The 13,213-nt window shown below is 67.8% G+C and carries 15 protein-coding genes; 4 read left to right on the forward strand and 11 right to left on the reverse strand.

The annotated features are described in order from the left end of the window. Window positions 1–38 precede the first annotated feature (38 nt). Entirely contained in the window at window positions 39–329 is a 291-nt protein-coding gene (locus E4T13_RS21505) for a hypothetical protein (RefSeq protein ID WP_137180398.1), read from the forward strand. A gap of 6 nt (window positions 330–335) precedes the next feature. Here E4T13_RS21505 and ispH read toward each other — a convergent pair whose 3' ends face one another. From ispH to E4T13_RS21525, 4 genes are all read right to left on the reverse strand, one after another. Next, window positions 336–1,265 (reverse strand): 4-hydroxy-3-methylbut-2-enyl diphosphate reductase, encoded by a 930-nt coding sequence (gene ispH / locus E4T13_RS21510; RefSeq protein WP_137180399.1) that lies wholly within the window; start codon window positions 1,263–1,265, stop codon window positions 336–338. Window positions 1,266–1,456: 191 nt separating this feature from the next. Then, window positions 1,457–1,939 carry a GcrA family cell cycle regulator gene (locus E4T13_RS21515; RefSeq protein WP_137180400.1) on the reverse strand — a complete coding sequence of 161 codons (483 nt, stop codon included), beginning with the start codon at window positions 1,937–1,939 and terminating at the stop codon, window positions 1,457–1,459. Between the two features lie 257 nt (window positions 1,940–2,196). After that, a complete protein-coding gene (locus tag E4T13_RS21520; RefSeq protein ID WP_137180401.1) occupies window positions 2,197–3,162 on the reverse strand; it encodes an acetamidase/formamidase family protein in 966 nt (321 codons plus the stop codon). Window positions 3,163–3,343: 181 nt separating this feature from the next. Then, a complete protein-coding gene (locus E4T13_RS21525; RefSeq protein WP_137180402.1) occupies window positions 3,344–3,919 on the reverse strand; it encodes a transposase in 576 nt (191 codons plus the stop codon). A gap of 128 nt (window positions 3,920–4,047) precedes the next feature. Between E4T13_RS21525 and E4T13_RS21530 the strand changes: the two genes are divergently transcribed. From E4T13_RS21530 to E4T13_RS21540, 3 genes are all read left to right on the forward strand, one after another. Continuing rightward, window positions 4,048–4,482 (forward strand): histidine phosphatase family protein, encoded by a 435-nt coding sequence (locus E4T13_RS21530; protein ID WP_240791234.1) that lies wholly within the window; start codon window positions 4,048–4,050, stop codon window positions 4,480–4,482. Between the two features lie 86 nt (window positions 4,483–4,568). After that, window positions 4,569–5,828 (forward strand): hypothetical protein, encoded by a 1,260-nt coding sequence (locus E4T13_RS21535; protein WP_137180403.1) that lies wholly within the window; start codon window positions 4,569–4,571, stop codon window positions 5,826–5,828. A 17-nt stretch (window positions 5,829–5,845) separates the two neighbouring features. Beyond that, complete coding sequence (locus tag E4T13_RS21540) at window positions 5,846–6,712, forward strand: hypothetical protein (protein WP_137180404.1); 867 nt, start codon at window positions 5,846–5,848, stop codon at window positions 6,710–6,712. A gap of 137 nt (window positions 6,713–6,849) precedes the next feature. On the opposite strand, the gene E4T13_RS21545 is transcribed toward E4T13_RS21540, so the two are convergent. The 7 genes from E4T13_RS21545 to E4T13_RS21575 all read right to left on the reverse strand — a co-directional run bounded on the left by E4T13_RS21545 (window position 6,850) and on the right by E4T13_RS21575 (window position 13,076). Beyond that, window positions 6,850–7,425, reverse strand: coding sequence for a hypothetical protein (locus tag E4T13_RS21545; protein WP_137180405.1), 576 nt, complete (start codon window positions 7,423–7,425; stop codon window positions 6,850–6,852). A gap of 290 nt (window positions 7,426–7,715) precedes the next feature. Further along, a complete protein-coding gene (locus E4T13_RS21550) occupies window positions 7,716–8,699 on the reverse strand; it encodes a magnesium transporter CorA family protein (RefSeq protein WP_137180406.1) in 984 nt (327 codons plus the stop codon). Between the two features lie 55 nt (window positions 8,700–8,754). Beyond that, complete coding sequence (gene mtnC, locus E4T13_RS21555; protein WP_137180407.1) at window positions 8,755–9,489, reverse strand: acireductone synthase; 735 nt, start codon at window positions 9,487–9,489, stop codon at window positions 8,755–8,757. Continuing rightward, window positions 9,489–10,040, reverse strand: a complete 552-nt coding sequence (locus E4T13_RS21560) for an acireductone dioxygenase (RefSeq protein ID WP_137180408.1) — start codon at window positions 10,038–10,040, stop codon at window positions 9,489–9,491. Before E4T13_RS21560 ends, mtnC begins: the two co-directional genes overlap by 1 nt. Continuing rightward, on the reverse strand, window positions 10,037–10,648 hold the full coding sequence (locus E4T13_RS21565) for a methylthioribulose 1-phosphate dehydratase (protein ID WP_137180409.1): 612 nt from the start codon (window positions 10,646–10,648) through the stop codon (window positions 10,037–10,039). The genes E4T13_RS21560 and E4T13_RS21565 overlap by 4 nt, the downstream gene beginning before the upstream one ends. Further along, window positions 10,645–12,660, reverse strand: coding sequence for a TRAP transporter permease (locus tag E4T13_RS21570; RefSeq protein ID WP_170985138.1), 2,016 nt, complete (start codon window positions 12,658–12,660; stop codon window positions 10,645–10,647). The genes E4T13_RS21565 and E4T13_RS21570 overlap by 4 nt, the downstream gene beginning before the upstream one ends. 146 nt (window positions 12,661–12,806) lie before the next feature. Next, window positions 12,807–13,076 carry a twin-arginine translocase TatA/TatE family subunit gene (locus E4T13_RS21575; RefSeq protein WP_137180411.1) on the reverse strand — a complete coding sequence of 90 codons (270 nt, stop codon included), beginning with the start codon at window positions 13,074–13,076 and terminating at the stop codon, window positions 12,807–12,809. Between the last annotated feature and the right edge of the window lie 137 nt (window positions 13,077–13,213).

Raw genomic sequence — 13,213 nt, forward strand, 5'->3', positions numbered from 1 at the left:
ACCCGGCGGCAACCGGCGTCGCATAGGCTGAGGGCGCGATGTCCTCCGTCTCACCGCCGCTGGCGATCGTCACCCATGTCTCGATGCGCGGGCAGCGCCATGCCGAGTCGCGCGCCGCCGACCGGGCGGAGCGCATGATGCTGACGGCCGGGGCCTCCGGCCTGCAGATCGGGCGGGGGCTGGTGGAGGCGGTGCAGGCCTCGCCCGATGCGCTGCGGGCGCTGACCGACCTGCACCAGGCGCGGCAGGCCTACAGGGCGCAGGCGGCGGTGGTGGAGTTGCGGGGGGCCGATGCGCGGTCGGCCGCGCTGATCCGCTGGTCGCTGTAGCCGCCGCTATTCCGCGGCCTGCAGGCGGGTGGGAAGGCGGAAGGTGACGTCCTCCGTGATGCCCGGCAGCGCCGAGACCTCCGCGGCGCCGAGGGCGCGGAGCGTGGCCACCACCTCCTCCACCAGGCGTTCGGGGGCGGAGGCGCCGGCGGTGACGCCGACGGTGGCGGCACCCCGCACCATCGCGGCCGTCAGCGCGCCGGCATCGGCGATGAGATAGGCGCGGGCGCCGCATTCCTCGGCGATCTCGCGCAGGCGGTTGGAGTTCGAGCTGTTGGCGGCGCCGACGACCAGCACGACCTCGCATTGCGTGGCGAGGTCGCGCACGGCGGTCTGGCGGTTCTGGGTGGCGTAGCAGATGTCGCGGGTGCCGGGGCCGACGGCGTCGGCGAAGCGGGCCTTGATCGCCTCGATCACGTCCTTCGTGTCGTCCACGCTGAGCGTGGTCTGCGTGACATAGGCGACCCGGCGATCCGTGGGGATCGGCAGCGCGGCGACGTCGGCGACGTCGGCGACCAGGTGCACCTCGCCATCGATCTGGCCGAGGGTGCCTTCCACCTCCGGGTGGCCGGCATGGCCGATCATGATGACGACGCGGCCTTCCCTGACGTAGCGGCGGCCTTCCACATGCACCTTCGTGACGAGGGGGCAGGTGGCGTCCAGCACATCGAGGCCGCGTTCGGTGGCGTGCTGTTCCACGGCGCGGGCGACGCCGTGGGCCGAGAAGATGGTCAGCGCGCCGGGCGGCACCTCATCCAGCTCGTTGACGAAGACGGCGCCCTTGGCGCGGAGGTCCTCCACGACGTGCCGGTTGTGCACGATCTCGTGGCGCACATAGACGGGGGCGCCATGGCGGGCGAGGGCGCGCTCCACGATCTCGATGGCGCGCACGACGCCGGCGCAGAAGCCGCGCGGCTCGGCTAGAAGGATGCGCATGCGTCCCGGGTCCCTGGTCTTGAGGGAAGGATGTAGGACGCGCGGCGAAGTGTGAAGGGGGTTGTCAAGAAGGCTTGACAGTTGGGGGGAGAGAGCCGGGGGCGCGCGAGTGATTTGCGCGGCGCCGAGCCTGGGAGCCCCCCGCACCCAACCCTCTCCCCCCTTTGGGTGGAGAGGGCTTGCAAAGGAGGTTAGGCGGCGTCCTCGCGGCGGTCGCGGGCCTTCACATAGGCGACGGCGGCGTGTTCCGGGCAGTACGGCTTGCCGGTCAGCGCCTCGGCCGCGCAGAAGCGGAAGCCGGGCTGGCCGGGCTCGCCGATGGGCCAGCAGCAGGCGCGGGCCGGGGAGAAGCGGGGGAAGCTGCGCACCACGGGGGCGGGCGGCGGCACGGCCACCGGGGCGAGCACCGGGGCGGGCGACGGGGCGACCTGCGGCAGCGTCAGGCGCGGGACCACGCCGGCGGGGCGCGGGGTGCGCACGGGCTGGGGCCGCGGCAGCGCCTCCCCGTTCGCATCGCGGCGGATGGGCGAGGGGCGCGCGGGGAGGTTCAGGCGGTGCGCCTTGCCCACCACGGCGTTCTTCGAGATACCCATGCGGCGGCCGATCTCCGCCGTGGAGTGACCTTCCGCCCAGAGCGCGCGCAGGCGCTCGATGGCCTCGACCGTCCAGTCCATATCGCTGGCCTCCTGCCCCCTGACACCAGATACGGTAGGCCAGCGCGGGGGCGGGGCACAAGTTCTGGTTGTCTGCGACTCGGCAGAAAGCTGTGGATGGAAGTTTTCGGGTGCCCTCAGGCGCCGGGCGGCCGCATCCGCGGCCTTGGCTGCGCGCCACGCACTGAAGCGCCCAGCGGCCCTTACAGTCTGGGCGCGGGCGCCATTCGGCGCCTCGGCCGGCTGACGCCGGCCGCCTGTGTTGCGCCCGGCCGGCGTCAGAACAGCAGGCCCTTGCGCAGCATGCCGTGGACGCCCTTTTCGCCGTTGACGGTCTGGGTCACGCGGAAATCCACGGCGAGCGAGCAGAGCTGGTAGGCGTCGGCGGGGCTGACGTTCATGCGGGCGACGATGAAGGCAATCATCTCCCGCAGGGCCTGCTTCATGGCGAGGTCCAGATCCTCGTTCAGGCCCATCGAGATGTAGTGGGTCTTCGTCTCGGCGCGGGGGAAGCGCAGCGCGGGGTCGGTGGGGCCGCCGCCCTTCTCGACGGTCAGGCGGAAATGGCCGGTGAGGCACATCTCCAGCGCATTGATGCAGACCTCGCCATCGCCCTGCACGCCGTGGCCATCGCCGGCGGAGAACATCGCGCCCGCGACATGCACGGGCAGCCAGAGGGTCGCGCCCTCCCCGATCTCCTTGTTGTCGAGGTTGCCGCCATGGGCGCGGGGTTCCTTGGTGGAGAGGCGGCCCCAGGCGGCGGGCGGGGCGACGCCCATGACGCCGAAGAAGGGGCTGAGCGGGATGGTCACGCCGGGGCCGACCGGCACGGTGCAGGTCATCGCCGCCTTGTCCACGGGGATGTGGAGCATGCGGGCGTAGGGAAAATCCTCGGGGAGCGTGCCGAAGAGGGGCCGAAAACCACAAAAGCCCCAGTCGTTGCCGAGCTCGATCTTCTCGATGTCCACGCGCAGCACGTCGCCGGGCTCGGCGCCCGCGACGGCGACGGGGCCGGTGATGATGTGCGGGCCCATGCGGGGCGGGTCGGCGGCGTGGATGGCGGCGAGCGCGGGGGGCACCTTCAGGCCCGACTCGGGCTTCGGCATGATTTCCGGGGCGCCGGAGACGCATTCGAGGACGACCAGGTCGCCGCTGGCGATGCTGGCGACCGGGGGAAAGCCGGCGTCGAAGGCGCCGAAGCGCACCGTCTCGGGCGTTGCGGCAATGCGGTGGGTCGCTGGCATTTTTTGGGGTCCGTGGCCTCTGCCTGGGGTGCGTGCGGTGCGGCAGATGATCGAAGGGGCGCGGCCCGGTCAATCCGGCCGGGACGGGCTTCGGGCGGCCGCGCGACGGCCTGCGCCGCCTTCGCGGGCAGGGCTGCGCCCGATGCGGGCATGCTTTCGATTCTTCCGGGGCCGTGGGCGGTCATTCGGTGCGGCGCCACGCGCGAAAATCGCCGGCGAGGAGGCGGTGGAGGAGGCGAAGCTCGGCCGCGACGGTGGCGAACAGCGTCGGGCTTTGTATCAGCGGCGCGATGCGCCGGACGTTTTCGGACAAAGCCGGCCAGGGGAGTTTTTCGGGCGGGCAGGGTAAGGCGTCGCGCAGGCCGAGGCGGTTGGCCATGAGGGTGACGGCCAGCGGCAGCAGCTTCGCGATGCGGCGGACGGCGCGGCAGATGCGCCAGCGCAGCGCTTCCCACCCGCCGAGGTCGCGGTCATCCGAGACGAGCAGCAATAACGTAGGAAAAATTCCGGCCTGGCCGGCGCGGCGGAGGGCGCGGTGGGCGGTGTCTGGCCTGCCCAGATGTTCCGGCAACTCCCGCCAGGGTTTGCGGGAGCAGGCGATCCAGAAGATGGCGTCCCAGAGTCGGCGGCGATCGGTGGGGCGGCCTGGGTTGCGGGGCGTGACGAGGGGTTCGAGGCGCGCCCACTCGGCGTCGGTCAGGGGGGACCAGGCGTGGGGGGCGGCGCGGCGGTGGGGGAGGCGCTGGTAGAGGGACATGGCTGGGAGCGTCGCGCGGCGGCGTGGGCGGAGTCAAGGATTCTGTTCCTAGATCGGCCGGTGACGCCGGCGGGGTCCGGCTTTGCAGGCGGGGACGCGACGCCATCTGCGCGCGCATGAGGATGCGGTTGCGAGTCTTGGGGGCGGTGCTGGCGCTGGCGGGGCTTTGGCTGGCGGTGCCGATGCGGGGGGCCTCGGCCAGCGAGGAGGCGGCCTGGGCGGCGCTGCGGGAGGGCGGGATCGTGCTGTTCCGCCACGCCATCGCGCCGGGCGGCGGCGACCCGCCGGGGATGCGGCTGGGGGATTGCGCGACGCAGCGGAACCTGGACGCGGCGGGGCGGGAGCAGGCGCGGCGGATCGGCGCGGCGATCCGCGCGGCCGGGGTGGAGGTGGGGGCGGTGCTGGCTTCAGGCTGGTGCCGCACGGTGGAGACGGCGGAGCTGGCCTTTCCCGGCCGGGTGGTGGTGGAGCCGGCGTTCAATTCCTTCTTCGGCGCTCGGGAAGAGGGGCCGGCGCGGACGGAGGCGGCGCGGGCGCTGCTGCTGGGCTCGCCGACGCTGTGAGGCTTCATTTTCTTCGCGTTTTGTTTTACGGTCTCTCGTCCCTCACACCATGGGCACGCGGCGCAACCAAAAGATTGAGCCTGTAGATGAACAGGAAATTTTCTGGAACTTATGAAGAGCTACAGGGAATTCCAACCCTTCGTGAATTTTGGAGAAAGATTTGCGGCGCGACAAAGTCCGATCCGGACCTTGGGGCTGCCAAAACATTTTGGTCTGCGTCACTTATCGGCAACGCCCATAGTAGGAACTTGGTCCAAGAAGCTTCGGCAGCCCTACTAGATGGTAATCTCGGCAGAGCCGACAGGCTCATTGGATGGGCGCTCGCCTATGTCCTCCTGGAGCGTAAACTCCTCGACTGTGTGGATGAGCGAGTTCTGATTTTTCAACCGCCGCTGGACTTCCACTCTAGGACTATGCCATTTCGGCAAAAAAGCGAAGAAGCGATAACGTTCCTAAATCAATCAATTATGAGTTTTATTGGTGAGGCCAGAATCTGTGGTGTTCTGAAAAAACAAGGCCTAGATCGGACTCGAGCGAGGCTCGTCCACAACGCAAGGATTCTTAATTTCATTTCAGGTCTGTGCCGCGCAAAGCATGTTCGCGCCGAAAACGCGCTGCTGACCTGCGACACTACTTCTGGATTGATCTTGGAGGTCGAGAAGGACTTGAACTCTCTTGTTGAATCGCCGATGGAGAATGCTGGAGAATCTCTTGGTGCATTCCGCGGTATTCATCAGATACCCGAGCTGTTGGCTATTTTCTTCAACAAGACGGCTCATGATTACGTTAATTGCGCTGATGTGCGTGAGCGCGAATTAATTCTCTACGACGCGTGCGATGTGCTGAACTTGATGATTGAATCTCTGCATATATTATTCCTGAAAATGACGCCTCGCGCATACCACCAGATTCGCGACCATCTTGGCGACACAAGCGGCAGTCAATCAGATGCAATTTCGCGGAAGTTAATGCGAGAAAGTGCATTAGCTATTTTTTCTCTGTTGAACGCTCTTGACCGCAGCAACCTAGAACGCCGCATGTTGGCTCGGCTCTCGATTCTTGTTCGTTCGTGGCGCGATATTCACATTATGTTCCCACTATTCTACCTTGGTAGTCGAGGCGTCCGTTCGCTAATGGGGTCGCCCGACGCTCTCTCAGCGACGATCCGCATGCGGGATTCGATACAGGGGAAAGACGGCTTTTATCCCGTTCCCGATGTAACCGAGTCTTCCGCCTTGGAGGGCATAGAAGGTTACATACAACCAGCGTTGTCCAGTATCACAAAGCGACGCTTCGCGGACGTTCAAGAACGCACCGGGTTTTACGCACGTCGGGGGAAGAAATGAGACGCGCTATAAGAGCGATGCGGAGCCAGACCGCCGAACACTATATCATCAATACTATCGTTGCATTTGGGTTCCTAATCCTGGGTTCTCTTATTCCAAATTTGCAGAATTTCGCCGACATAAGTTGGACATCTGCCGTCCTGATAACTGCGATGCTAGTCACACTTGGTCTTATTCTAACGATTTTCTTGCGATTGCGAGACGATATTCAGCAATCGGTGACCGAACAGGCAGTCGCCGTCGAATGGTGCGACAACTTCGATCGCACAGCACAACTTGTAGACAGAGCGGAGCGATCCATAGTTGTTGCAACGGCGATTGGGGCGAAGCGCGACAATATTCTAAAAACAGAATCGCGGTCCACTTATTTGGACCATATAACTCAGAAAATCCGCGAGGATGCCAATATTAGGTACTTACGTTTGATGCCCACTCACGAATACGAGGCGCTGAAGGATGGCCGCCTGACGCTTGCCGAGTGCGACAGCGCAGCGGCAAAGCATTTGGCTGCAGTCGCGCATGCTTTGCATTCACCTAACAACGGCGTTGTGCCGACCAAAGTGAATGTGAAGCTTACACCTCCTGTTGCCCTTCTGCCGAGTACTATAGTTATCGATGAAACACACGTATGTTTCGCGTTTCCTATGAAGACCAGCAGGGCGATCAATGGACACATCGAAACGACGATACGTGATGTGATCGTGATATCGGATTATTCTGGGAAAATACCAACAAGAGTTCGAGATATCATTGAATCTGTCTCTCATCAAGGAATTGATATTCTCGGAGAGCTGGAGCGTTACATAGGCGATGTAAGGGACGACGTAAATTCTTTAGGACAAGCGGCGCATGCATCGCCTGTTTTAATGAGAAATGATCGTTAGGCCAAGCAGTCACGTCCTTCTGTCCAGCTGAGCGGGGGCTGCAATCTGTCGGATTTCTGCCATGCACACTCGGTGCGCCTCTCGATCGGCCGGCATCCACGCACATCTTTCGCAAGTTTCGGCACTTTGACTACGCCCTACGGCACTCTCAACGCCGCCCGCAGCTTCCGCTGATCCTGCGGGCACACCTGCCCCAGACGCCGGTATTCCGCGGGGGTGTCGATCTGCGCATGTCCCTCGTCCCGCGCCGCGCGCAGGCGGGCCAAGGCGGGCTCCAGCGCGCGGGACAGATCCTCCTGCATGAGCTGGGCGGCGGTGGCGACGTCGGGGGCGCGCATCTCCACGCTGTTCGCCCAGGCGCGCAAGGTCACGCGCAGCTCCGCCGCGGCTTCGCGCAACGTGCGGCGGTTCACCTCGGCATGGCGGCGCTCATGCGCCAGCACCTCCCGCGAGAGGCAGGAATTGGGTGGCACCTCCTTGGCCAGGCGGATGGTGTGCTCGGCATGCAGCAGGCGCAGCCGCACCTCGGCCGGCACGGCGCAGACCGGGCCGCGCTCCGGCCCGCGGGAGCGGGCGGTGATGTCGGTGCGCCATTCCACGCGCGAGACCGTCAGGCCCAGGTGATGCGGGAAGGCGCCGTCCGGGGCGCCGCCGGCTTCCTGGCGCAAGGCAGTGGCGGGGATGGGGGAGAGCAGGCGGGGCTCGGGGTCCACGAGCTCGAAGGACAGGACGGGGGAGCCGCGCGGGGGGCAGGCGGGCTGGGGGGGTGGGGGGGTGGTGGTGGATTGGGCGAGGGTGATGGGTGGGGGGGTGGAGGGGGTGCGGGCGAGGGTGATTGGGGCGTTCTGGGGCTGGTCGGGCCCCCCCCCCCCCCCCCCCCCCCCCTGCGGGTGGAGAGGGAGAGAGGCGGGCGGGTGGAGAGGGGGCGCGGCGGACGGGTCGGCTTGCGCGGGCGCGAGGGCGGCCGCGGCGGTCAGCAGCAGGGCGGCGACGCGAAGGAAGATCAAAGCCAGCCCTTGCGCTTGAAGTAGAAGATCGGCGCCAGGGCGGAGAGCACCATCACAAGCAGCGCGGCCGGATAGCCCCAGGTCTCGTTCAGCTCCGGCATATGGGCGAAGTTCATGCCGTAGATGCTGGCGATCAGCGTCGGCGGCATCAGCGCCACCGAGGCCACGGTGAAGGTCTTGATGATGTTGGTCTGCTCGACATTGATGATGCCGAGCACGGCATCCAGCAGGAACTGCGCCTTGTTGTTCAGGAAGCCGGCGTGATCGACCAGGGAGCGCACGTCGCGCACCAGGGTCTTGATCAGGACCTGGTTCTCCTTCCGCACCGCCGTCGCCTTCTCGGCGCCGACGAAGGTGAGGATGCGGGTGAGGCCGAGCAGCGTCTCGCTGGCGCGGGTGGTGACCTCGCCGACCTGGCCGAGGGTGATCAGGGTCTCGCGCAGGTCGGCGTCGCGCTTGTCGGCCTTGATGCGGGCGCGGGCGGCGCGGAAGGCGGTGGAGGAGGCGCGGTCCATGTCGGCGCCGACGCGCTCGAGGATGTCGGCCAGGCGGTCCACGATCTGCTCGAACAGGTGCAGCATGACGCCGTCGGGGGTGGCGACCATGGCGGGCTGCTTCTGGCAGCGGAGCGCGAAGACGGCGAAGGCCTTCGGGGTCTGGTGGCGCACCGTGACCAGCGCGTTGGCGGCGAGGACGAAGGTGATGGGGGTGGAGCCGTATTCCCCGCCCTCCACGCCATAGAGGAAGTTGGCGGTGAGGAAGAGGGCGTCGTCCTCGCGATACAGGCGGGAGGAGGATTCGATCTCCTCCATCTCCTCGCGCGTGGGGATCTCGAGGCGGAGCGCGGCCTCGACGGCCTTCACCTCCTCGGCGGCGGGGTTGAGCAGGTCGATCCAGACGGCGCGGGCCAGGTCGGCGGTCGGTTGCAGGCCCTCGGACACGGCAAGGCGTCCCTCGGCGAGGGCGTAGGATGTCAGCATGGTGCGCTCTCCCGCCGCGGGATGGCGGGCATCTAGCGCGGGGCGCGGGGGAATGTCACCCCGGCGGCATGGGCAGGCCGTAGCGGCGGGCGACGGCGGGGAAGTCCGGGGCCTCCGCGTAACGATGCGCGGGGGTGGTGCCGTCCTGCGGGCGGACGAGCTGGCAGGTGAGCAGGCCGGCGGCGGCGGCGGCGTCGAGCTCCTCCGCGACGTCGGAGAGGAAGAGGAGTTCGCGCGAGGGGATGGCGAGCGCCTGCGCGATGGCGGCGTAGGAAGCGGCGGCGCGCTTCGGGCCGGTGGTGGTGTCGAAGAAGGCGGCGAGCAGCGGGGTGAGGTCGCCGGCGGCGGAATGCCGGAACAGCAGGCGCTGTGCCTCGACGGAGCCGGAGGAGTAGATCGCGAGCGTCAGGCCGGCATCCGCCCAGGCGCGGAGGCAGGGCGCGACATCGGGCCAGAGATGACCGCGAAGCCGACCATCCTCGAAGCCGGCGCGCCAGATCATGCCCTGCAGGGTCTTGAGCGGGGTGGCCTTGGAATCCTCGGCCATCCAGGCGCGGAGCGTGGCGCGGGGTTCAGGGCCGGGGATGTCGGCCAGGATCGCGGCGACCTTGGGGTCGCCTGCATGCGCGTCGAGGAAGGCGTCGAGATTCGCCGCGGCGAAGGGGAACAGCGTGTCCTTGACGAAGGCGATGGCGCTGGTCGTGCCCTCGATATCCATCAGCACGGCGCGCACGGGCCCCTCCCCCACGCCGGGGTCGCCGTGGGGGGGTTCCGGCTGCGCCTCGGACATCAGGCGGTCGCGGCCGGGAAGCGGGTGGCCATGTCGGTGCCGGTGTAGTGCGGCGTCCAGCCGGAGGTGTCGGTGAAGACGCGGACCACGGCGAAGTCCGGATTCTCGCCGGCGTCGAACCAGTGCCTGGAATTGGCGGGGACGCTGATCAGGTCGCCAGGGCCGCAATGCGCGTCGAAGACCCTGGCGCCCCCTGGGCCATCCATGTGCAGCACGAAGTTGCCGGTGCCGCTGTGGAAGAAGCGGACCTCGTCCTCCGTGTGGGTGTGCTCGGACAGGAACTTCGCGCGCATCGCGTCCTTCTGCGGGTGGTCGGGCGTGAGCTTGATCACGTCCGCCGTGCCGGCGCCGGTGGCGGCGAGGAAGGCGTCGAGATGCGGGCGATAGGCGGCGAGGATGGCGTCCGCATCCGCATCGGCGGGGATGTCGGCGCGGGGCCACTGCTCGAAGCGCACGCCGATCGCCTTGAGCTCGGCGGCGATGCGGGCAGGGTCTTCCGTGACCAGGACCTGGTCGTTGGTGTCGGCGTTCCAGACGGTCAGGCGGCTCATCGCGGTTGCCTCCTCTCCTCCAATTCGCAGGCCAGCATGAATTCCAGCGCTTCCATGCGCATCAGCGCGGATGGCATGTCGGGCGCCCATACATAGGAACCGTGGCCGCGGATCAAGTAGCCGGGCGGAATGCTGGCCATGCCGTCCCAGAGCGCGTCCAGGCCGCGCTGCATGCGCGGGATGTCCTGGTCGTTCGGGATGACGGGCAGCGTTACCTCGGCCTCATGCGTCGGCAGGCCGGGGAAGGCCTTCAGCAACTCGTAGCCGGCGAGCGTCAACCCGTTGCCGGCGGCGCGGGAGAGCACGGTGTTGGCGATGGAATGGCCGTGCAGCACCGCGCCCGCCTGCGGGAAGCGGCGGTAGATGCCGCAATGCAACAGCGTCTCCGCCGAGCTCTTCTTCCGCGGGTCCTCGGCGACGCCGTCGAGGTCCACCACCATCACGTCGTCAACGGTCAGAAACCCCTTGTGGCGGCCGGAGACGGTGACGGCGAGGCGCCGCGCATCCAGACGCACGGAGAAATTGCCGGCGGTGGCGGGCACGAAGCCCAGGGAATCCAGCCGGCGCCCCGCCGCGACGATCGCCTCCGCCGCCGCCGCCGGCGTCATGACCGCGCGGCGAGGGGCGTGGTGGAGGCGACCGGCGTCGGCGGATGCCGCCACTGCCAGGCGATGATGCCGAGGCCGACGACAAGGCCGGCAATGTCGGTGAAGGCCTCCGGCACCATCAGCATCAGCGCCGCGACGCCGGAGACCACGCGCACCGGCAGCGTCATGGCGGCGCGGAACATCCAGCCCTCTGTCGCCGAGGCCAGCAGGAAGACGCCGAGCGTCGCGGTGAACACGGCCTGCGCCACGGCCATCGTCTCGCCCTGGCCGAGCAGCGCGGGCGACATCCAGAACATGTACGGCACGATGAAGGTGGCGAGGCCGAACTTCACCGCCTTCATCGAGGTCTTCCACATGTCGCCGCCCGCCAGCCCTGCCGCGGCGAAGGACGCCAGCGCGACGGGCGGCGTGATGGCCGACAGCACCGCGAAGTAGAAGATGAACATGTGCGCCGAGAGCGCCGGCACGCCCATGTCGATCAGGCCCGGCGCCACCACCGCCGCGGCGATCGCATAGGCCGCCGTGGTCGGCACACCCATGCCGAGGATGATCGCGACCACCATCGCGAACATCAGCGCCAGCAGCGGCAGGCCGGAGGCGATTGCCAGCAGCAGCGAGGCGAAGCGCCCGCCGACGCCGGTCAGCCCGATCACGCCCGCCACGATGCCCGCGGTGGCGCAGACGGCGATGAGCTGCATCACCTCCCGCGCGGAGCCGGCCAGCGCCTCGATGGTGCCGTGGACGAGCTGCATGACCGTGCCGACCACGGCGCGCACGGGATCGAGCTTCTGCACCAGCAGCCCATGCAGCAGGAAGGTCGCCGCCATGATCACCAGCGCGGCGGCGATGCCCCAGGCGGCGGCGCGGAAGGGCGAATAGCCCTGCACCAGGATGGCGATCAGGATCACCAGCGGCGCGAGCATGTAGACGCGCTTGGCCAGCGCGACGAGGCTCGGCAGCTCGCTGCGCGGCAGGCCGTGCAGCCCGGTCTTGCGGGCATGCAGGTCGCAATGCGTGTAGACCGCGAAGTAGAACAGCAGCGCCGGGATCACGCCGGCCAGCGCGATCTCGGTGTAGGGGCGGCCGATCACCTCGGCCATGATGAAGGCGCCCGCGCCCATCACCGGCGGCGCGAGCTGCCCGCCGGTGGAGGCGGTGGCCTCCACCGCGCCCGCCGTCTCCCGGTCGTAGCCGCCGCGTTTCATCATCGGGATGGTGAAGGTGCCGGAGGCGACGACATTCGCCACCGAGCTGCCGCTGACCGTGCCGAACATGAAGGAGGAGACGACGGCGACCTTCGCCTGGCCGCCGCGCGCCCAGCCGACCAGGCCGAGCGCGAGTTCGTTGAAGTAGTCGCCGGCCCGGCTGGTCTGCAGGAAGCAGGCGAAGGTGACGAACATGATGATGAAGGTGGAGGAGACCTGCACGATGGTCCCCAGCACCCCGTTGTTGCCGAACAGCTCGACCGCCGCCTGCTCGAGATCCACGCCGCGGTGGTAGAGCATGCCGGGCATCCAGGGCCCGAGGAAGCAATAGGCGATGAAGACGCCGGCGATGATCGGCATGGCGAGGCCGGCGCTGCGGCGGGCGAACTCCAGCACGATCAGGATGCCACCGATGGCCACCGCCACGTCGCGCCAGTTCGGCCCCATGAAGCTGCGCATCTCGATGCCGTCGGCGTCCATGACGTAGTGCGCGACGATCAGCACGCAGGGCACCATCAGCAGCCAGTCGTACCATGGCACGCGGTTGCCGGCGGCCCGGACGCTCGGCGCGAACAGCGCGAAGCCGAGCACGGCGCCGAGGAACACATGCACCGCGCGGGAGACGGTGGGGTCCGCCGGCATCACCAGCAGGATCCACATGTGCCAGGCAACGAAGATCGCGGCCGCATAGCGCCAGGCCACACCCTGCCATCCCGCCAGGGTCCGTCGCGCGGACGAGAATTCGGTGTCGTCGACCGGCTGCGCGGCCGCGACCTCTGCCTGGCCGGCCTTGACCGGATCGCTCATGCAACACGCCTCCCGGAAACGCATCGCGCCGGCCCCGCTGCGCGAGGTCGGCGCGTCACCGCTGCCGGTTCGAAGACCCGGGCATGCGGCAAGACCTCCCGCGCGCGACCCTAGAAGGGCGCGCGGGGCGGATCAATGCTTCCTGGTCAGGCAGCCGGGCGGGTGGTGTTGGCCTGGCTCGGCTGCGCCTGGCCGGCCTGCGGGCCGGAGATGCTGCCGGCCGGCTGCGCAGGGGTCTGCGCCGCGGCATCGGCCGCCATGGAGGCGTCCTTGCCCTCGTCCTCCTTCATGTTCTGCTTGAAGGACTTGATGCCCTTGGCCAGGTCACCCATCAGGCCGCTGATCTTGCCGCTGCCGAACAGCAGCAGGACGACCAGCAGCACAACGAGCCAATGCCAGATGCTGAACGAACCCATTGCGACGCCTCAATCCCAAATTCGGCGGGTCCGCAGGTGATCCCCCTCGCCCGGCCGGGTTGCCTTTCGGCCGGACACTAGTCCGCGTTGTTGTCCGGCGCAAACCGGGAGATGGCCCGCCGGGGCGCGCGGCACAA

Source organism: Roseomonas sp. AR75 (genome assembly GCF_005222815.1).
In the GTDB taxonomy this organism is placed as follows: domain Bacteria; phylum Pseudomonadota; class Alphaproteobacteria; order Acetobacterales; family Acetobacteraceae; genus Falsiroseomonas.

What these genes read in the sequence shown, in the direction of transcription:
- E4T13_RS21505 (WP_137180398.1), top strand. Translation starts at nt 39, where the DNA reads ATGTCCTCCGTCTCACCGCCGCTGGCGATCGTCACCCATGTCTCGATG.
- E4T13_RS21525 (WP_137180402.1), bottom strand. Translation starts at nt 3,919, where the DNA reads ATGTCCCTCTACCAGCGCCTCCCCCACCGCCGCGCCGCCCCCCACGCC.
- E4T13_RS21515 (WP_137180400.1), bottom strand. Translation starts at nt 1,939, where the DNA reads ATGGACTGGACGGTCGAGGCCATCGAGCGCCTGCGCGCGCTCTGGGCG.
- E4T13_RS21560 (WP_137180408.1), bottom strand. Translation starts at nt 10,040, where the DNA reads ATGAGCCGCCTGACCGTCTGGAACGCCGACACCAACGACCAGGTCCTG.
- E4T13_RS21570 (WP_170985138.1), bottom strand. Translation starts at nt 12,660, where the DNA reads ATGAGCGATCCGGTCAAGGCCGGCCAGGCAGAGGTCGCGGCCGCGCAG.
- E4T13_RS21550 (WP_137180406.1), bottom strand. Translation starts at nt 8,699, where the DNA reads ATGCTGACATCCTACGCCCTCGCCGAGGGACGCCTTGCCGTGTCCGAG.
- mtnC (WP_137180407.1), bottom strand. Translation starts at nt 9,489, where the DNA reads ATGTCCGAGGCGCAGCCGGAACCCCCCCACGGCGACCCCGGCGTGGGG.
- E4T13_RS21520 (WP_137180401.1), bottom strand. Translation starts at nt 3,162, where the DNA reads ATGCCAGCGACCCACCGCATTGCCGCAACGCCCGAGACGGTGCGCTTC.
- E4T13_RS21540 (WP_137180404.1), top strand. Translation starts at nt 5,846, where the DNA reads ATGCGGAGCCAGACCGCCGAACACTATATCATCAATACTATCGTTGCA.
- ispH (WP_137180399.1), bottom strand. Translation starts at nt 1,265, where the DNA reads ATGCGCATCCTTCTAGCCGAGCCGCGCGGCTTCTGCGCCGGCGTCGTG.
- E4T13_RS21575 (WP_137180411.1), bottom strand. Translation starts at nt 13,076, where the DNA reads ATGGGTTCGTTCAGCATCTGGCATTGGCTCGTTGTGCTGCTGGTCGTC.
- E4T13_RS21565 (WP_137180409.1), bottom strand. Translation starts at nt 10,648, where the DNA reads ATGACGCCGGCGGCGGCGGCGGAGGCGATCGTCGCGGCGGGGCGCCGG.
- E4T13_RS21535 (WP_137180403.1), top strand. Translation starts at nt 4,569, where the DNA reads ATGAACAGGAAATTTTCTGGAACTTATGAAGAGCTACAGGGAATTCCA.